Source organism: Curtobacterium subtropicum, from assembly GCF_030362975.1.
Lineage (GTDB): Bacteria > Actinomycetota > Actinomycetes > Actinomycetales > Microbacteriaceae > Curtobacterium > Curtobacterium subtropicum.
The window spans coordinates 37,472-56,446 of the sequence record NZ_JAUCMM010000014.1; the positions used below are offsets into that span (position 1 = coordinate 37,472).

Annotated in this window: 16 protein-coding genes and 1 tRNA gene; 14 read left to right on the top strand and 3 right to left on the bottom strand. The window is 72.6% G+C overall.

Annotated elements, in window-relative coordinates; genetic code table 11:
• The first annotated feature begins 3 nt into the window (after positions 1–3).
• A complete protein-coding gene (locus tag QUG98_RS15150) occupies positions 4–1,413 on the top strand; it encodes a serine hydrolase domain-containing protein (RefSeq protein WP_289471341.1) in 1,410 nt (469 codons plus the stop codon).
• A 12-nt stretch (positions 1,414–1,425) separates the two neighbouring features.
• Here the strand turns inward: QUG98_RS15150 and QUG98_RS15155 are convergent, their stop codons facing one another.
• Entirely contained in the window at positions 1,426–2,217 is a 792-nt protein-coding gene (locus QUG98_RS15155; RefSeq protein WP_289471342.1) for an SGNH/GDSL hydrolase family protein, read from the bottom strand.
• Positions 2,218–2,240: 23 nt separating this feature from the next.
• On the opposite strand from QUG98_RS15155, the gene QUG98_RS15160 reads away from it, so the two are divergent.
• From QUG98_RS15160 to QUG98_RS15195, 8 genes are all read left to right on the top strand, one after another.
• Complete coding sequence (locus QUG98_RS15160) at positions 2,241–3,398, top strand: acyl-CoA dehydrogenase family protein (RefSeq protein WP_289471343.1); 1,158 nt, start codon at positions 2,241–2,243, stop codon at positions 3,396–3,398.
• A 55-nt stretch (positions 3,399–3,453) separates the two neighbouring features.
• Complete coding sequence (gene dinB / locus QUG98_RS15165; RefSeq protein ID WP_058750238.1) at positions 3,454–4,704, top strand: DNA polymerase IV; 1,251 nt, start codon at positions 3,454–3,456, stop codon at positions 4,702–4,704.
• Between the two features lie 164 nt (positions 4,705–4,868).
• On the top strand, positions 4,869–6,668 hold the full coding sequence (locus tag QUG98_RS15170; protein WP_289471374.1) for a DEAD/DEAH box helicase: 1,800 nt from the start codon (positions 4,869–4,871) through the stop codon (positions 6,666–6,668).
• Positions 6,665–6,874 carry a hypothetical protein gene (locus QUG98_RS15175; protein WP_289471344.1) on the top strand — a complete coding sequence of 70 codons (210 nt, stop codon included), beginning with the start codon at positions 6,665–6,667 and terminating at the stop codon, positions 6,872–6,874. The genes QUG98_RS15170 and QUG98_RS15175 overlap by 4 nt, the downstream gene beginning before the upstream one ends.
• Positions 6,875–6,961: 87 nt before the next feature.
• Positions 6,962–8,290 (top strand): NAD(P)/FAD-dependent oxidoreductase, encoded by a 1,329-nt coding sequence (locus tag QUG98_RS15180; RefSeq protein ID WP_289471345.1) that lies wholly within the window; start codon positions 6,962–6,964, stop codon positions 8,288–8,290.
• A gap of 275 nt (positions 8,291–8,565) precedes the next feature.
• A complete protein-coding gene (locus QUG98_RS15185; RefSeq protein ID WP_289471346.1) occupies positions 8,566–9,936 on the top strand; it encodes an HD domain-containing protein in 1,371 nt (456 codons plus the stop codon).
• A 179-nt stretch (positions 9,937–10,115) separates the two neighbouring features.
• Entirely contained in the window at positions 10,116–11,255 is a 1,140-nt protein-coding gene (locus QUG98_RS15190) for a zinc-dependent alcohol dehydrogenase (protein ID WP_289471347.1), read from the top strand.
• Between the two features lie 11 nt (positions 11,256–11,266).
• On the top strand, positions 11,267–11,848 hold the full coding sequence (locus QUG98_RS15195) for a hypothetical protein (RefSeq protein WP_289471348.1): 582 nt from the start codon (positions 11,267–11,269) through the stop codon (positions 11,846–11,848).
• Between the two features lie 378 nt (positions 11,849–12,226).
• Here QUG98_RS15195 and QUG98_RS15200 read toward each other — a convergent pair.
• Positions 12,227–12,312: transfer RNA gene (locus tag QUG98_RS15200), tRNA-Leu, on the bottom strand.
• 190 nt (positions 12,313–12,502) lie between these two features.
• Here QUG98_RS15200 and QUG98_RS15205 point away from each other — a divergent pair.
• From QUG98_RS15205 to mshC, 3 genes are all read left to right on the top strand, one after another.
• Positions 12,503–13,819, top strand: a complete 1,317-nt coding sequence (locus QUG98_RS15205; RefSeq protein WP_289471349.1) for a M20/M25/M40 family metallo-hydrolase — start codon at positions 12,503–12,505, stop codon at positions 13,817–13,819.
• Positions 13,820–13,880: 61 nt separating this feature from the next.
• Positions 13,881–14,711 (top strand): undecaprenyl-diphosphate phosphatase, encoded by an 831-nt coding sequence (locus QUG98_RS15210; protein WP_289471350.1) that lies wholly within the window; start codon positions 13,881–13,883, stop codon positions 14,709–14,711.
• On the top strand, positions 14,708–15,952 hold the full coding sequence (gene mshC / locus QUG98_RS15215) for a cysteine--1-D-myo-inosityl 2-amino-2-deoxy-alpha-D-glucopyranoside ligase (RefSeq protein WP_289471351.1): 1,245 nt from the start codon (positions 14,708–14,710) through the stop codon (positions 15,950–15,952). The genes QUG98_RS15210 and mshC overlap by 4 nt, the downstream gene beginning before the upstream one ends.
• Positions 15,953–16,009: 57 nt before the next feature.
• Here the strand turns inward: mshC and QUG98_RS15220 are convergent, their stop codons facing one another.
• Entirely contained in the window at positions 16,010–16,945 is a 936-nt protein-coding gene (locus tag QUG98_RS15220; protein WP_289471352.1) for a proteasome assembly chaperone family protein, read from the bottom strand.
• 159 nt (positions 16,946–17,104) lie between these two features.
• On the opposite strand from QUG98_RS15220, the gene QUG98_RS15225 reads away from it, so the two are divergent.
• Positions 17,105–17,815, top strand: a complete 711-nt coding sequence (locus QUG98_RS15225; protein ID WP_289471353.1) for an HAD family hydrolase — start codon at positions 17,105–17,107, stop codon at positions 17,813–17,815.
• Positions 17,812–18,963 (top strand): tRNA (adenine-N1)-methyltransferase, encoded by a 1,152-nt coding sequence (locus QUG98_RS15230; RefSeq protein ID WP_289471354.1) that lies wholly within the window; start codon positions 17,812–17,814, stop codon positions 18,961–18,963. Before QUG98_RS15225 ends, QUG98_RS15230 begins: the two co-directional genes overlap by 4 nt.
• The last annotated feature ends 12 nt before the right edge of the window (positions 18,964–18,975 follow it).

Here is an 18,975-nt window from a genome sequence, read left to right on the forward strand (position 1 = left end):
TGCGTGACGACGACGTTCCCGCGCAGCACCCCGTCCGCACTCGGCATCGACGCACGCGGGGTCACCGCGTTCCTGGACGCCCTCGAGTCGACCCCCGACGTCGAACCGCACAGCATCGTGCTGCTGCGGCACGGCCGTGTCGCGGCCCAGGGCTGGTGGGCGCCGTACGCCGCCGACCGCGTGCACCTGCTGTACTCCCTCAGCAAGAGCTTCACCGCCGCCGCCGTCGGCATCGCCGTCCGCGAGGGGCTCGTCGACCTCGACGCCACGGTCCTGTCGTGGTTCCCGGAGTTCGACGCAGACGTCACCGACGAGCGCAGCCGACGGATCCGGGTCCGGCACCTGCTCGCGATGGCGTCCGGACACCGCGAGGAGACCCTGCAGCGGGCGGAGGCCACCGATCCCGAGGACCTGGTCCGCGGGTTCCTCCTCACGCCCCCGGACGATGAACCCGGCACGGTGTTCGCGTACAACCAGCCGTGCACGTACACGCTCGCCGCGATCGTCCGCCGGGCCAGCGGCGGGTCGCTCGTCGACTACCTGCGCCCGCGCCTGCTCGACCCGCTCGGCATCGACGACCTCGCCTGGAAGCGCGACGACACCGGCGCCGAGCTCGGCTTCAGCGGCGCGTACGCACCCACGGCCGCCGTCGCCGCGCTCGGCCAGCTGTACCTGCAGCGCGGCGTGTGGGACGGGCAGCGGATCCTCGACGAGGACTGGGTCGACGCCGCGACGAGCACGCAGGTCGAGAACCCCGACGAGCAGGAGCCCGACTGGCGCCAGGGCTACGGCTTCCAGTTCTGGATGGCCCGGCACGGCTTCCGCGGGGACGGTGCGTACGGTCAGTTCTGCGTCGTCCTGCCCGAACAGGACGTCGTGCTCGCCCTGACCGGGCAGTCGCTCGACATGCAGGCCGTGCTCGACGCCGCCTGGCAGCACCTGCTCCCGGCGATCGCGCCGCGCGACCCCGACACGGCGGACGACGCAGACGCGGACGGCTCCGACGCGGACGCCGGCCTGGAGGCGCGACTCGCCTCCCTCGGGCTGCCCCCGGTGCAGGGCGGTCACCTCACCGGAGCAGCGGCCGGTTCGTACGAGTCGGACGGCGTGCTCGAGGGGCTCCGGCTGGAGCCCGACACCGACACCGGTGCTGGCGCGTGGCGGCTCACCGTCGACGTCGACGGCGGGCTGCTGTCGTTCCCGGTGGGGCAGGGGGAGTGGGCGGTCGAGGGACCGCTCGCCGCGAGCGCCGCGACCGGTGCCGACGGTGCCGTGCAGGTCGTCGTCCGGTTCGTCGAGACCCCGCACGCCGCTCGGCTCCGGCTCGACCCCGGTACCGGCACGGCATCGGGGGAGTGGGTCACCCAGCCGCTCCACGACGGTCCGCTCACGCTGCGTCGCCCGACGGCCTGACCGGAGCTCGCGTCAGGGCGTGTCGGAGGTCCCGGCGACGGGTTGCAGGTCGGGACGCTTGGCGCTGATGCCGTCGCCGGACGAGGTGTGCTTGAGACGACGCACGACCCAGGGGACGAGGTACTCGCGCGCCCACCCGAGGTCCTCGACGCGGGCCTCCCGCCACGGCCGCGGCTCCAGCGGTTCCGGCGTCACCGGGTCGAGTCCGTGGTCGACCCCGAGGGCGTCGAGGACGGCGGCGGCGACCGTCGCGTGCCCGGTCGGCGAGTGGTGCAGCCGGTCCGGCGCCCACATCCGGGGGTCGCGGAGGACCCGGAGCGCCCACATGTCCGCGACCAGTGCGCCGTGCTTCAGGGCGATCGCGTGCAGGTTCTCGTTGTAGATCGCCGTCTTGCCGCGGACCATGCCGAGCACCGGGGTCATGCCGACGTCCGGGCCGGTGAAGAGCACGACGCTCGCACCGCCGCTCCGCAGGCGCTCGACCATGCCGTCGAACCGCTCCGCGAGCTCGTCGGGGTCCGAGCCCGGGCGGATGATGTCGTTGCCGCCGGCGGAGACCGTCACGAGGTCGGGGCCGAGCGCGAGAGCCGGTTCGACCTGCTCCTCGACGATCTGCCCGAGCAGACGCCCGCGGATCGCCAGGTTGGCGTAGGAGAAGTCGTCGGTCCGGGCCGCGAGGACCTCGGCGACCCGATCGGCCCAGCCGCGGTGTCCGCCGGGGACGGTGGGGTCGGGGTCACCGATCCCCTCGGTGAACGAGTCACCGATCGCGACGTACCTGGACCACGCATGACGAGCTGACACGCCTCCGACCGTAGTCTCGTCGCATGACGTTGGTCGACGACCCCGGGTGGACGCTGCCGGAGGACCTGCTCGAGCGGATCGCCGCCCGCGCCCCGCGGTACGACGCCGAGAACACGTTCTGCACAGAAGACCTGGACGAGTTGCGCGCGGCAGGCTGGCTCCGGATCGGCGTCCCGGTCGAACAGGGCGGCGCCGGGCTCGGGCTCGCCGCGACGAGCAGCCTGCAGCGGCGGCTCGCTCGGGCCGCACCGGCGACCGCGCTGGGGCTCGGGATGCACCAGGTCTGGGTGCAGGCGGCGCGCGCCGTCACCGCGCGGGGTGGGTCGTTCCTCCAGACCGTCACCGACCACGCGGCGGACGACCACCTGCTCGCGTTCGGGGTGAGCGAACCCGGCAACGACGCGGTGCTGTTCGACTCGTCGACGACGGCGGAGCCGGACGGCGACGGCGGCTACCGGTTCACCGGCACGAAGGTGTCCACCTCCCTCGCACCCGCGTGGGACGTGCTCAGCGTGTTCGGCAAGGACACCAGCGGACCGGAGCCGCGGCTCGTGCACGGCTTCGTGCTGCGCTCGGACGGCGACGTCGAGCACCTCGACGACTGGGACACGCTCGGCATGCGCGCGACCCAGAGCCGCACGACCCTGCTGCACGGCGTGCACGTGCCGGCGTCGCGGATCGTCCGGGTGCTCCCCGTCGGTCCGACGCAGGACCCGCTCGTCTTCGGGGTGTTCGCGGCGTTCGAGCTGCTCGTGGCGTCGGTGTACGTCGGGATCGCCGAGCGGGCGCTCGAGCTGGCCGTCGCGGCCGTGTCCGGACGGCAGGGGCGCGACGGGGTGCCGCGGTCGCAGGACCCGGACGTGCGGCGTGCGGTCGCCGACCTGCGCGGAGCGGTGGACGCGGTGACGCTGCAGGTGTCGTCGCTCGCCCGCTCGGTGGACGACGCCGACGACCTCGGCGCACGCTGGTTCCCGCTGCTCGTCGGCACGAAGGCACGGACGGTCGACACGGCGCAGCACGTCGTGGACGAGGCGCTCCGGCTCGCCGGCGGATCGGCCTTCCGGGCGTCGTCCGAGCTCGCCCGGCTGACCCGCGACGTCCGCGCCGGGCAGTACCACCCGTCCACGCGGGACTCGGCGGCGCGCACGATCGCGGCGGCGGAGCTCGGGCCGCTCGCGTAGGCGCCCGGCCCGCTACGGCGCTGCGGGTGTCGGTGGCACGTGGCATCATCGCCAGGTGAGCAAGCAGGACGGACGGAACCGCCTCGTCTCCGCGCAGCCGGTCGACGACGTGACGGCGACGGTCCTGCACGTCGACATGGATGCCTTCTTCGCCTCCGTCGAACTGCTCGACCGTCCGGACCTGCGCGGGCTCCCCGTCATCGTCGGGCACGACTCGGACCGCTCCGTCGTCACCGCCGCCACGTACGAGGCCCGTCGGTACGGCGTGAACTCCGCGATGCCGATGGCCGTGGCGAAGCGACGCTGCCCGAACGCGGTCATCGTCGAACCGCACTTCGAGAAGTACGCGGCGAAGTCGGCGGCGGTGATGCGGGTCTTCGGCCAGTTCACGCCGAAGGTCGAGAAGCTCGGCATCGACGAGGCGTTCCTCGACGTCGCCGGAGCGCTGCGGCTCTACGGCACCCCGTGGGAGATCGGCACCGCGATCCGCGCGGCCGTGCTCCGCGAGACCGGGTTGCACTGCTCCGTCGGGGCGGCCTCGACGAAGTTCGTCGCGAAGCTCGCGTCGAGCCGCTCGAAGCCGGACGGGCTGCTCGTGGTGCCGGCGGAGCACACCGTGGCGTTCCTGCACCCCCAGCCGGTGTCCGCGCTCTGGGGTGTCGGCGGGACGACGCAGGAGAAGCTCGAGCGCCGGGGCATCCGCACCGTCGGCGACCTGGCGCACACCCCGCTGCCCTCGCTCGTCGCCGCCCTCGGGCCCGCTGGCGGACAGCGCCTGCACGACCTATCGTGGGGGCGCGACCCGCGCGTCGTCGACACGGGCGTCAGCGAGAAGTCGATCGGGCACGAGGTCACGTTCGGCCGCGACCTCACCGAGCGCGACGACGTGGCGCGCGAACTGCTGCGTCTGGCCGACAAGGTCGCCGTCCGCCTGCGTCGAGCCGACGTCCAGGCGCGCACCGTGGCGCTCAAGGTCCGGTACACCGACTTCAGCACGCTGACCCGCTCCCGGACGCTCGCCGAGCCGACCGACGTCGCCAAGCGGCTGCACCACGAGGCGGTCGAGCTCTACGACGTCCTGCACCGCCCGGGCAACCGGATCCGGCTGATCGGCGTCCGGGGTGAGAACCTCGTGCCGGCGGCCGCGAGCAACGCCCTGTGGGACGACGACGCGCCGTGGCGTGAGACGGAGACGACCGTCGACGCGGTCGCCGCGCGGTTCGGTGCCGGCGTGCTGCGACCCGCCTCGCTCGTGCGCGGCGCGCCCGAGCAGCGCCCGCCGCACGCCCGGCAGGACCCGGCCTGACGGTAGGATCGTCTGAAGTGAGCGCAGCGGAACACGACGACGAGCAGCAGCCCGCGACGCTGTGGGGCGACACCCCGGACGGCGTCGACCAGGCGACGCGGGAGCACCCCGCGGCCGGTGGCGAACCGGCCGAGACGGCCGCTGCCCGACCCCACGACGAAGCCGTGGTCCAGGCGGAGAACGCGGGCAACGCGGCCGCCGAGCACCTGTCGCCGGCGTTCCCGGAGCGCGCAGCGTGGGGCACCGCGTCGAAGCTCCGCGCCTGGCAGGTCGAAGCGCTCACGAAGTACTTCGAGACCGAGCCGCGCGACTTCCTCGCGGCCGCCACGCCCGGCGCCGGCAAGACGACCTTCGCGCTCCGTCTGGCCACCGAGCTCCTCGCCCGGGGCACCGTCGACCGCATCGTCGTCGTGGCGCCGACCGAGCACCTCAAGCGGCAGTGGGCGGACTCCGCCGACCGTGTGGGCATCCGGATCGACCCGATGTTCAAGAACGGCGACGGGATGTTCGGGCGCCACTACCAGGGCGTGGCGATCACCTACGCCCAGGTCGGCATGAACCCCGAGGTGCACCAGAGGATCACCGAGGGCAGCAGGACGCTCGTGATCCTCGACGAGGTCCACCACGGCGGTGACGCCCTGACGTGGGGTGACGGCATCCGTGAGGCCTTCACCAAGGCGACGCGGCGCCTGTCGCTCTCCGGGACCCCGTTCCGGTCCGACACCGCCCCGATCCCGTTCGTGCAGTACGCCCCCGACGAGCAGGGCATCCGGACCTCGATCTCCGACTACAACTACGGCTACGGCCGCGCGCTCAAGGACGGCGTCGTCCGACCCGTGCTGTTCATGGCCTACGCCGGGCAGATGCGCTGGAAGACGCGCATGGGCGACGAGATGTCCGCGTCCCTCGGCGAGCAGGTCACGAAGGACATCACGGCCCAGGCCTGGCGGACCGCGCTCTCGCCCGAGGGTGAGTGGATGCCCGCCGTGCTCTCGGCAGCCGACAAGCGACTGACCGAGGTCCGTCGCGGCGTCCCGGACGCCGGCGGCCTGGTGATCGCGACCGACACCACGACCGCCCGCGCCTACGCCCGGATCCTGCAGCAGATCACCGGAGAGCGACCCACCGTGGTCCTCTCCGACGAGGCAGCCGCATCGAGCCGGATCCAGGCGTACTCCGAGGACACCTCCCGGTGGATGGTCGCCGTCCGCATGGTGTCCGAGGGCGTCGACGTGCCCCGGCTCTGCGTCGGCGTCTACGCGACGAGCGCGAGCACCCCGCTGTTCTTCGCCCAGGTGATCGGCCGCTTCGTCCGGGCTCGTCGCCGCGGGGAGACCGCGAGCGTGTTCCTGCCGAGCGTGCCCGGTCTGATGGCGCTGGCGGCGTCGCTCGAGCTCGAGCGCGACCACGCCCTCGACCGGCCGAAGGACAGCGACGACGGGATGTACAACCCCGAGGACGCCATGGTCGCCGAGGCGAACAAGGAGGACCGGGCGTCGGAGAGCCTGCTCGAGGTGCAACCGTTCGAGGCGCTCGACTCGCAGGCGTCGTTCGACCGGGTGCTCTACGACGGCGGCGAGTTCGGCACCGGGGGCGAGGTCGGCTCGCTCGAGGAGCTCGACTTCATCGGCATCCCGGGCCTCCTCGAACCCGACCAGGTGCGCGACCTGCTGCGGGCACGCCAGGCGTCGCAGGCGAAGCGGTCGAAGGGCCGCACCGCGAAGGACGGCATGCCGAAGCCGAAGCCGGACGAGGCGCGCCCGATGTACCAGACGCTCAAGGAGCAGCGGACCGAGCTCGCACGACTCGTGTCGATCTGGTCGCGGCACGCGAACGAACCGCACGGCGCGATCCACGCCGAACTCCGTCGGATCAGCGGTGGACCCGCCGTGGCGCAGGCGAGCATCGAGCAGATCCAGAAGCGCATCGACGTGCTGCGCTCCCGCATCGGGAACCGCCGGTGATCGAGCCCGTGGACGACCGGACGTGGCTCGTGAAGCGCACGCCGGAGTCGTCACCCGAGGCGATCATCGACCGCTTCGGCGGCGGGTACCGCCTGCGCCGGTTCTCGCTCACCGAGTCCCGCCGGACCCAGCACGGTGTCTTCACCGGCCCGGAGCTGGCCGAGACCGCGTGGTGGCGCCTGCAGGACCGTCCGCGCGGCCGGTGACGACCGAGTGGCTGATCCGGTTGCGGAGCGCGGACGGGGCGGCGCGGCTTGGTGACGTCCGAGGGCAACTTCCGGTAGACCGGGTGCATGGCAGACTCCATCCCTCACGTCCTCGTCCTCGGCGGCGGTTCCGCCGGCTACACCACGGTCAAGCAGCTCCAGAAGCACGCCGCGACCGTGCCGATGCGGATCACGCTGGTGGACCAGAACACGTACTACACGTACCTGCCGTTCCTGCCGGAGGTCGCGGGCGGGCACATCGCCCCGAAGGACGTGACCTTCGAACTCCGTCGTGCGCTGAAGAAGACCCGCGTCATCCAGGGCAAGGTCACCGGCATCTCCTCGAAGGACAAGACGGTCTCGATCGCCACGGCCGGCGGTGACGACCGCACGCTCGGCTACGACCAGCTCGTCGTCGCGCTCGGCTCGGTGACCCGCACGTTCCCGACCCCCGGGCTCGAGGAGTACGGCGTCGGCTTCAAGACGGTCGAAGAAGCTGCCTACGTCCGCGCCAAGCTGCTCGACAACATCGCGAAGGCCGCTGCGACCCGCGACGAGGACGAGCGTCGTCGCCTGCTCACGAGCATCTTCGTCGGCGGTGGCTACACCGGTGTCGAGGCGATCGGTGAGCTCTTCGACGTCTCGCAGGCCGCCATCAAGACCTACCCGTCGCTCGCCGGCGAGCAGCCGCGCTGGGTGCTCATCGACGCACTGGACCGCGTCGCGCCGGAGGTCGGCCCGGAGCTGTCGAAGTGGACCCTCGAGTCGCTCCGCGCCCGCGGCATCGACGTCCGACTGAAGACCACCATGCCGAGCGCCGAGGGTGGCGTCATCAAGCTCTCGGACGGCGACGAGTTCGCCGCCGGGCTGCTCGTCTGGACCGCCGGGGTCAAGCCGAACCCGCTCCTCGACGCGTCTGACCTGCCGCGCGGTCCGAAGGGCCACCTCGCCGCGAACGCGAAGCTCCAGGTCGGGGCCGAGGACACCCACGAGGTCGTCCCCGGCGTCTGGGGCCTCGGCGACGTCGCGCAGGTCCCCGACCTGACCGCCGAGAAGCAGCCGGCCTACTACCCGCCGAACGCGCAGAACGCCGTCCGCCAGGCCGTCGTCGCCGCCGACAACGTGGTCGCCACGATCACGGGCAAGCCGCTCGAGGAGTACCGCCACCCGTCGATCGGCACCGTCGCCTCGTACGGCGTCGGCAAGGGAGCGGCGAACATCAAGGGCGTCAAGATGACGAACCTGCTCGCGTGGACGGCCCACCGCGCGTACCACGTGTACGCGATGCCGACGCTGAACCGGAAGGTCCGGATCGTCATCGGCTGGATCACCGGTGCGGTGTCCGGTCGCGACGCGACCTCGCTCATCAAGGAGACCGATCCGCGACGCAACTTCGTCGAGGCCTCCAAGAGCTGACGCCACCACTCGACGGACGGGAGGCGCGCTACCGGACGGTACCGCGCCTCCCGTCCGTTCTGTGTCACGTCTGCTGTCGCGTCCGGGGCCGAGGTGCGGCAGACTGACTCCCTCGGTGCCGTGCACGGAGGTCCACGACGAGGAGCCCGGCCGTGCCCACCACCCCCTGTCCCCGCTGTGCGTCGACCCGTGGCGCGGGTCTGCACCGTTGCCCCGGTCCCGCTGACGCTGTCCGGTGGCTCCGTCTCCCGCAGGGTGCTGAGGCGCTGCTCGCGGTGCTGTCGACCGTCGGACGACCGCTCGTCGTCGGCGGTGCCGTCCGTGATGCGCTGCTCCGCGAGGTCGACCGGCCGGTCCCGGACGTCGGGCCACCAGACGTCGACGTCGAGCTGCACGGCGCCGCGGACACCGATGCGGTCGTCGCGGTCCTGCGCGCGACCGGGGCCGTCGTGGTCACCGCAGGGGCCGCGTTCCCGGTGTGCAAGGTCCTCCTCGACGACACGCACCTCGACGTCGCGGTGGTGCCCGGCACGGTCGCGGACGACGACGCCCTCGACGCTGCAGTCGCCTCGTCGGCGCGCCGGCGGGACCTCACCGTGAACGCCGTCGCGTGGGACGTCGTCCGGAACGAGCTGGTCGACGCCGTCGGCGGCATCGACGATGCCCGCGCCGGACTCCTGCACCACGCGTCGGAACGGTTCGGGGACGACCCGCTCCGGGTCCTCCGACTGGTCCGGTTCGTCGCCCGGTACGGCTGCACCGTGCACCCGGCGACCATCGCACTGGCCCGCAGCCTCGGCGACCGGTGGGACGCCATCGTGCGCGAGCGGCTCTGGCCCGAGGTGCGCCGGATGACCGAGGGCGACGAGCAGTCCGCCGCCCTCGACGTCCTGCACGCCACCGGTTGGGAACGGCACCTGCCGGAGCTCGCCGCGGTCCGCGACGTGCCGCAGGACCCGACGTGGCACCCGGAGGGCCCCGTGCACGTGCACGCAGGGCTCGCGGCCGATGCCGCGGCGCGAGCCTGCCGTGCGGCCGGTGTGATCGGGGAGCGGCGCGTGGTCGTCGTCCTCGCAGCGCTGCTGCACGACCTCGGCAAGGCCGGGGACGGCACCCAGCGCGTCGTGGGCGAGGACGGTTCGGTCCGCATCCGGAGCGTCGGGCACGAGGTCTCCGGCGCAGCCGCGGCCACCGCACTGCTCCGTCGACTCGGCGCACCGCGGTCCGTCGTGCAGGAGGTCACACTGCTGGTCCGTGAGCACATGGTGGCGCACTCGACGGCGGATGCGGCGCCGTCCGTGCCGGCTGCCCGGCGACTCCTGCGCCGCCTCGGCGGATCACTCGAGACCGCGAACGCGTGGGCACGCGTCTGCGAGGCCGACGCGCAGGGCCGCGGACCGGCCGCGAGCCGCAGTCCGGCGTGGTCGTGGCTGGAGGTGATGTCGGGTGACCAGGTCGCGGGACGTCGCGAGCGACTCGTCACCGGCCGTGACCTCGTGGACGCGGGGCTCGAGCCCGGCCCGCGCTTCCGTGCGCTCCTGGCCGAGGCGGCCGACGCGCAGGACGACGGCGTGTTCGACGAGGTGTCCGCGGCGCGTCGCTGGCTGGCGGCCCGCCTGGCGGAGCGCGCTGCGGCCCTGGACTGACGCGTCCACCGGAGCGGGCAGCACGGCGGACCCGAGCCGCGCCTCCCGGTCATCCGTCCGCCCGGTCGTCCGTCCGCCCGGTCCCGACGACCGCGGGCGTTCTGCACAGATCGCGCGGTCCTGGGTCGGCACGCACGGCACCGCGGTGACCGTGGGGGTCACGAGCGAGAGGAGCGCCCATGCGTGCCATGACCTACCGCGGACCGTACCGGGTCCGCGTCGAGGAGAAGCCGGACCCCCGGCTCGAACACTCGAACGACGCCGTCGTCCGGGTCGAACGGGCCGCCATCTGCGGTTCCGACCTGCACCTGTACCACGGGATGATGCCGGACACCCGGGTCGGGCACACCTTCGGCCACGAGTTCATCGGCGTCGTGGAGGAGGTCGGCTCGTCCGTCGCGAGCCTGGCGGTGGGGGACCGCGTGATGGTGCCCTTCAACGTGTACTGCGGCTCGTGCTGGTTCTGCGCGAGGGGACTGTTCTCGAACTGCCACAACGTCAACCCGAACGCCACGGCCGTCGGCGGGATCTACGGGTACTCGCACACCACGGGCGGGTACGACGGCGGGCAGGCCGAACGTGTCCGCGTGCCGCTCGCCGACGTCGGACCCTCGGTGATCCCGGAGTGGCTGGACGCCGAGGACGCCCTCCTGATGACCGACGCGCTGAGCACCGGCTACTTCGGGGCGCAGCTCGCCTCGATCCGTGAGGGCGACACCGTCGTGGTGCTCGGTGCCGGTCCCGTCGGGCTGTTCGCGGCCCGGTCGGCGTGGTTCCTGGGCGTCGGACGGGTGATCGTCGTCGACCAGCTGGAGTACCGGCTCGAGAAGGCCCGGAGCTTCGCGCACGCCGAGACGATCAACTTCGCCGAGGTCGACGACGTCGTGCTCGAGCTCAAGCAGCAGACCGACTTCCTGGGAGCGGACAGTGTGATCGACGCCGTCGGTGCCGAGGCGGACGGCAACTTCACGCAGCAGGTCACGACGTCGAAGCTGAAGCTGCAGGGCGGGTCCCCGACAGCGCTGAACTGGGCCATCGACGGCGTCCGCAAGGGCGGGACGATCTCGGCCGTCGGTGCGTACGGTCCGATCCCGAGCGCGGTGAAGTTCGGCGACGCCATGAACAAGGGCCTGACGATCCACACGAACCAGGCGCCGGTGAAGCGCCAGTGGCCGCGGCTGCTCGAGCACATCCAGGCCGGACACTTCCGTCCGAGCGACATCATCACGCACCGGATCCCGCTCGAGCACATCGACGAGGCCTACCACCTGTTCTCGTCGAAGCTCGACGACTGCATCAAGCCGGTGATCGTGCCGTGAAGGAGACACCCGTGACCGACCACACGCCCTACATCGCCGATCCGCCCCACCGGGTGCCTGCGTCGGCGGAGCTCCGCGAGCGCATCCCCGGGTGGGGGAGCGACCTCGACCTCGTCGACCGTCCCTCGGTACCGAAGCTGTCCCGCGAGGTCGGACTCGCCTCGGGCGCCCACTGGGACGTCCCCGAGCAGCAGCCCGGTGCTCAGGGCCGCGAACGCTCGATCGAGCACGCCCACGTGACGCCGGTGTTCGGCACCGCGCAGCCGCTCTCCGGGCTCGCCGGGGTCGTGAAGCGGTTTGCGTACGCCAGGTACAGCGAGGGACGACTCGCGCACTGGTTGCTCCTCGTGCTGGGCGACCGGATCGACGTGGCGACGCACCGGGTCACCGACGCGTTCCGTGGCCGCCCGGACCGGGTCGTGCACGAGACCGGGTGGCGCGCCGAGCTCGGCAACCGGCCGGTGGCGTCACGCCTGACGTCGTCGCGACGGGACTGGCGGCACCAGCTGCTCGACCCGGTCGTCGCCAATTGGGGGTGGCTCGCCGCCCTCGGCGGCGTGGTGCTGCTCGTGCGCCGCCTGCGGCGGCGCTGAGGCGAGGCTGCGCGCCGTCGGAGCGCGGAGACTCCGGCAACGACCACCAGCCGGACGGGAGGCGCGGGGCGAGCCTGCCCCGCGCCTCCCGTCCGGTTCGCGGGACGTGGTGCGCGGTGCGTGGTGCGTTCGTGTCACGGCGTGGTCGCACCGGTCCTGCGACACGACCGCTGTCGTTCGACAGCGGCAATGTCGCACGATGCGCACGCACCGAGTGGGGCGCGTGGAATGCGACAAGGCGGCTGTCGTTCGACGGCGACGATGTCGCACCATGCGCACGGTCGCCGGCCGGCCCTGAGCGCAGCGATGGCGATGCTCGCCGGGAAGCACGAACAAGAAATGCCCCTGACCGACAGGTCAGGGGCATCCCGTTTCTTGTGTCCGAGGGGGGACTTGAACCCCCACGCCCTAATACGGGCACTAGCACCTCAAGCTAGCGCGTCTACCAATTCCGCCACCCGGACAGGGTGATGATTCACTTGTTCGGCTGTCGTTCCGGGCTGTTTCCCCGGCGTTCCTGCCGAGAGAAGACACTAGCACGGCTCTGAACGCACGATGAACACGGGCGCGCATCCCGGGCGAGTCCCGCGGAACGACGGGGGAGCAGGGGGCGCGGGCCCGGCCGCGACGCGCGCTGCCGGTAGCGTTGGCGCCATGAGCGACGCCCTGCCGACCGAGCCGGACCTCGAGGCCACCGCCGCCATCGCGCGGGACCTCATCCGCATCGACACGACGAACTGGGGCGAGGGGAAGTCGGTCGGGGAGACCGAGGCCGCGCACTACGTCGAGGCACGGCTGCGCGCCCTGGGTCTCGAGCCGCAGCTCTTCGAGTCCGAACCGGGCCGGGTGAGCGTCGTCGCCCGGGTGGCTGGCCGCAACCGGGACAAGCCGAGGCTCGTCGTGCACGGGCACCTCGACGTGGTGCCGGCGGACCCGGAGAACTGGACCGTCGACCCGTTCGGCGGCGAGGTCCGCGACGGCATGCTCTGGGGTCGCGGCGCCGTGGACATGAAGAACATGGACGCGATGATGCTGACGGCACTGGCGGACGTGGTGGAACGGCAGGGTGCGCCCGAGCGTGACCTCGTCATCGCGTTCTTCGCGGACGAGGAAGCCGGCGGGGTCCTCGGTGCCCACCACGTCGTCGACACGCACCCGGAGGTCTTCGCCGGGGCGACCGAGGCGATCAGCGAGGTCGGCGGGTACTCGGTGACGCTCGGCGGGCAGCGGGCCTACCTGCTGCAGACGGGCGAGAAGGCCCTGATGTGGATCAAGCTCGTCGCCCGCGGGACGGCGGCGCACGGGTCGCACGTGATGCGGGACAACGCCGTGACGAAGGTCGCCGCCGCGGTCGCGCGCATCGGTGCCGAGGAGTGGCCGGTGCGTCTCTCGGACACGACCGAGGCGATGGTCCGCGAGATCGCACGGCTGCTCGGCGTGGACCCGAACGCGAGCGGGCCGGACGAGGTCGCCCTCGCGACGGGGTCCGCCTCGCGCTTCATCCACGCGGCACTGCACACGACGACGAACCCGACGGTCCTCCGCGCCGGGTACAAGCACAACGTGATCCCGGACACGGCCGAGGCCCTCGTCGACCTCCGGTGCCTGCCCGGGGACGAGGTGGCCGTGCTCGATCGGGTCCGGGAACTCGCGGGCGACGACGTCGAGGTCGTCATGACGCACCGCGACGTGGGGCTCGAGCAGGACTTCGGCGGGCCGCTCGTCGACGCCGTCCGGGCGACGCTCGAGCGGCACGATCCGGGCGCCCCCGTGCTGCCGTACCTGCTGTCCGGCGGGACGGACAACAAGGCGATGTCGCGGCTCGGGATCGCCGGGTACGGGTTCGTCCCGCTCCGCCTGCCCGAGGACGTCGACTTCCCGGCGATGTTCCACGGGGTCGACGAGCGCGTGCCCCTCGACGCCCTGGCCTTCGGGCGGCGCGTCCTCGGCGACCTGCTCGCCACGTACTGATAGCTTGCCGGGTCGCCCCACGGCGGCGACCCGTGACGACCGGCACGAAAGGCCCCGCTCGATGCACATCCTCGAGGCGATCTTCCTCGGCTTCGTGCAGGGACTCACCGAGTTCCTGCCCGTGTCCTCCAGTGCGCACCTGCGCATCGTCGGACTCTTCCTGCCCGATGCGAAGGACCCGGGTGCCGCCTTCACCGCGGTGACGCAGCTCGGCACCGAGACGGCCGTGCTGATCTACTTCTGGAAGGACATCACCCGGATCGTCGGGCGGTGGTTCCGCTCGGTGTTCCGGCGCGACGTGCCGAAGGGCGACCCCGACGTGCGGCTCGGGTGGCTGGTGATCCTCGGCACGATCCCGATCGGCGTCGCGGGGCTCCTGCTCAAGGACTCGATCGAGACCACCTTCCGGTCGCTGTGGATCGTCGCGATCGTGCTCATCGTGTTCGGTGTGGTGCTCGGTGTGCTCGACGTCGTCGGGCGGAAGGTCCGGCCGATCGAGCAGATGACCTTCCGGAGCGGCCTGCTCATCGGCGTCGCGCAGATGCTCGCACTCGTGCCGGGCGTCTCGCGGTCCGGTGCCACCGTGTCGATGGGCCTCGCGCTCGGCTACACCCGACCAGCTGCGGCGCGCTTCGCGTTCCTGCTCGCCGTGCCCGCGGTGTTCCTGTCCGGCTTCTACGAGGCCGCGACCAGTCTCGGCGACCACGGCGCCCCCTTCGGCCTGGTCGACACGCTCGTCGCGACGGTGGTCGCCTTCGTCGTCGGCTTCGTGGTGATCGCCGGGTTCATGAACTACATCGCCAAGCGCAGCTTCATGCCCTTCGTGGTCTACCGGATCGCACTCGGTATCGTGCTCATCGTGTTGCTGTCGCTCGGAGTGATCCAGCCGTGAGGGCCTGGCAGGTCCCGTCCGTCCCGTCCGTCCCCGGGGACGCGCCCCGACCCGTGGTGCACGACACCGCGGCGGGGAAGCCGGTCGACCCGACGCAGGGCGCGGAGGGCGCGACGCTCTACGTCTGCGGCATCACGCCGTACGACGCCACGCACCTCGGCCACGCCGCGACCTACCTGGCGTTCGACACGCTCGGCCGTGCGTGGCGTGACGCCGGGCTCGAGGTCGAGTACGCGCAGAACGCCACCGACGTCGATGACCCGCTGCTCGAACGCGCGACGCGTGACGGCGTCGACTGGCGCGAGCTCGCCGCGTCGCAGATCGACCTGTTCCGCCGCGACATGGAGGCGCTCCGCGTCCTGCCGCCGGACGACTTCGTGGCCGTGACCGACGAGGTCGAGCGCATCGCCGAGGCCGTCGCGTACCTGCAGGAGACCGGGTACGCCTACGACGTGCCGACCGACGACTCCGAGGGCGACGACGTCTACTTCGACGTGAACCGTCCCACCGAGGCGTGGGCGCTCGGCGACGAGAGCCGGCTCGACCGCGAGACCATGGCCGCGCTGTCGGCCGAGCGTGGCGGCGATCCCGATCGGCCCGGCAAGCGTGACCCGCTCGACCCGCTGCTGTGGCGCGCCGCGCGCGAGGGCGAACCGAGCTGGGACACCGCCGTCGGCCCCGGGCGTCCGGGCTGGCACATCGAGTGCAGCGTCATCGCAGGTGACCGCCTCGGCCTGCCGATCAGCGTGCAGGGCGGCGGGAGCGACCTGGTCTTCCCGCACCACGAGATGAGCGCCGGGCACGCCGCGGCGCTCGCGCACCAGCCGCTCGCGAACGCCTTCGTGCACACGGGCATGATCGCCTACCAGGGGTCGAAGATCTCGAAGTCGCTCGGCAACCTCGTCACCGTGCGAGGACTGCTCGACGACGGTGCCGATCCGCGCGCGATCCGGCTCGCGCTGCTGTCGCACCGGTACTCGGACGACTGGGAGTGGTTCGACGGCGAGCTGACGAGCGCGACGACCCGTCTGGCGACCTGGGACGCGTGGGCGTCCGGCGACGCGCCCGGTCACGAGGACGACGCCGCCGAGGCGATCGCGCGCATCCGGGCCCGCGTCGCCGACGACCTCGACACCCCGGGTGCGGTCGCTGCCGTCGACACCGCGATCGCGGCGGGGACACGCGCGACGCCGGAGCTCGTCGACCTCGTCGACGCGCTGCTCGGCATCCGCCTCGCCTGAGGTGCGCTCGGCGCGGGGCCACCCGCCCTGCGTCAGCCGTCCGTCCGGTGGTCGCGGCTACTGCTGCGGCGGCTGCGGGGGCCGCCACGGGCCTTCGCCGCCGGCGGTGCCGCCGTCCTTGCCGTCCTTGCGCTCGCGACGGCGCAGGTACTGCTCGAACTCCTGCGCGATGGCGTCGCCCGACGCCTCGGGGGAGTCGACCGTGTCGCGGGCCTGCTCGAGCTGGCCGATGTAGCTCGCCATGTCCTCGTCGTCGGCGGCGAGGGCGTCGATGCCCTCCTCCCACTCGGTGGCCTCGTCGAGGAGGCTGCCGCGCGGCACCGTGACGTCCGCGAGCTCCTCGATCTTGTCGAGCAGCGACAGGGTCGCCTTCGGCGACGGCGAGTTGTGCACGTAGTGGGGCACCGAGGCCCAGAGCGAGAGCGTGGTGAGCCCTGCGGTGTCCATCGCGTCGGACAGCACCCCGAGGATGCCCGTCGGGCCCTCGTACGACGAGCGGTCGACGTCGAACGCGGCACGGACACCGGCGTTCTCGCTCGACACGAACACCGAGATGGGCCGGGTGTGCGGGACGTCGGCGAGCATCGCCCCGACGAACACGACCGCATCGATCGAGTACACGTCGGCGAGGTCGATGACCTCGGCACAGAAGCCGCGCCACGTCCGCGAGGGTTCCGGCCCGACCAGGACGAACACGTCGCGCTCGGTCTCGGAGCCCGCGGCGCCGATCACCGGACGACCCTCGGCACCGGGGCCGTGCAGCACGATGCGGGGCCAGCGGATGCCGCGCGAGCCGTCCTCGGCGGTGCCGACCTCCGGCCGGTTGAACTGGTAGTCGACGTACCGCTCACCGTCGATCTCGCGCAGCTCGTCGAGCTCCAGCGCGTCGACGATGCGGCGTGCGAGGCCGCTCGCAGCCTCGCCGGCGTCGTTCCAGCCCTCGAACGCGACGACGAGCAGACGGCCGTCGCTGAAGGGGGAGTGCTGTGGCACGGAGGGGCCTCCTGGTGGTGGAGCAGGGCGCACGCGGTGGTCGCGCACGGCCGGACACGGTCGGTCACCCAGGATAGGCCGGAGCCGACCGTCGGCACCGCTCCGTCCGCCCCGAGCGGAACCGCGGGGCCGGTCGGCGCCCCGGTAGACTCGTCGCCCGTGACCGCCCAGCACCCCGAACGCGTCCTCCCCGCAGCCGTGCTGTGGGACATGGACGGCACGATCATCGACACCGAGCCGATCTGGCAGCAGTCCCAGGTCGAGCTGACCGACCGGTACGGCGCCGAGTGGACCCACGAGGACGGTCTGTCCCTGGTCGGCAGCGGCCTCGAGCGGTCGGGCGAGATCCTCCGCGACCGGGGCGTCGACATGGAGGTCGAGGAGATCGTCCTCTGGATGACCGACTACGTGACGCAGCGTCTGCAGGGCGGTGAGCTGCCCTGGCGCCCCGGTGCCCGTGAGCTCGTCGAGGAGCTGCACGACCGCGGCATCCCGACCGCGCTGGTGACGATGTCCCGTCGCACGATGGCACTCGTCACCGCGGACGCCATCGGTGCCCGCGGCTTCCGCGTGGTCGTCGCCGGCGACGACGTCGACCGTCCGAAGCCGTACCCGGACGCCTACCTCGCCGCCGCGGCGCAGCTCGGCGTCGACCCGACCGCGTGCGTCGCGATCGAGGACTCCGCCACCGGGGTCGCCTCCGCCGTCGCGTCCGGCGCGGTGACCGTGGCGGTCGAGCACATCGTGCCGCTGTCCGAGATCGCCGGCGGCGACGTGCACCTGACGACGCTCGCCGACGTGGACGTCGACCGTCTCGTCGAACTGACCAGCCCGGCCCTCGCGGCCCGTACCGAGACGGCGACCCGATGACCGACCAGACCCAGCAGCCCCAGCAGTCCCAGCACGACCCGCGGCCCTCGGGGGAGGACGTCGTCGCCCTGCCGCACACCGCCGGTGGCGCGCCGCACACCCCGCCCCGCGGACCGTTCCGCGCCGGCGACCGCGTGCAGCTCACCGGTCCCAAGGGCAAGCTCACGACGCTCTCGCTCGAGACCGCCGGCGAGTACCACACCCATCGCGGCGTGCTCCGGCACGACGACGTGATCGGGCAGCCCGACGGCTCGGTGATCCGGGCGAGCACCGGCGACGAGTACCTGGCGCTGCGCCCGCTGCTCAACGACTACGTCATGTCGATGCCTCGCGGCGCGGCCATCGTCTACCCGAAGGACGCCGCCCAGATCGTCGCGTTCGCAGACGTCTTCCCGGGCGCCCGGGTGGTCGAGGCCGGCGTCGGCTCCGGTGCGCTCTCGCTCTTCCTGCTCCGGGCGATCGGGCCGACCGGTCGCCTGCAGTCGTTCGAGCGCCGTGAGGAGTTCGCGGCGATCGCCCGCGGCAACGTCGGCACGTTCCTCGGCGCCGTCCCGGACAACTGGTCGGTGACCGTCGGCGACCTCGTCGAGGAGCTCCCCGGTGCGACCGAGCCCCAGAGCGTCGACCGCGTGGTCCTCGACATGCTCGCCCCGTGGGAGTGCGTCGACGCGGCGGCGGACGCCCTCGTGCCCGGCGGGCTCATCGTCTGCTACGTGGCGACCGTCACCCAGCTGTCCCGCACTGCCGAGGCGCTGCGCGACACCGGACGCTTCACGGACCCGCAGTCGAGCGAGACCCTCGTGCGCACCTGGCACGTCGAGGGACTCGCCGTCCGCCCGGACCACCGGATGGTCGGCCACACCGGGTTCCTCGTGACCGCGCGTCGTCTGGCCGACGGGGTCGTGCTCCCGAACCTGAAGCGTCGCGCAGGCAAGGCCGAGTTCTCCGACGAGGACGTCGAGGCCTGGACGCCCGGGGCCGTCGGCGAGCGGTCCGCCAGCGACAAGAAGCTGCGCAAGGTCGCCCGGCAGGCCGCGGCCCAGGCGCGCAGGGTCGCCGCGGCCGGGACGGACCCGCAGGCGGCCGCGCACGACGGTGGCCCGGTCGCTCGGGACACCTCGCACGATGCCGCCGACGACGCCCGCTAGGCTACGCATGCC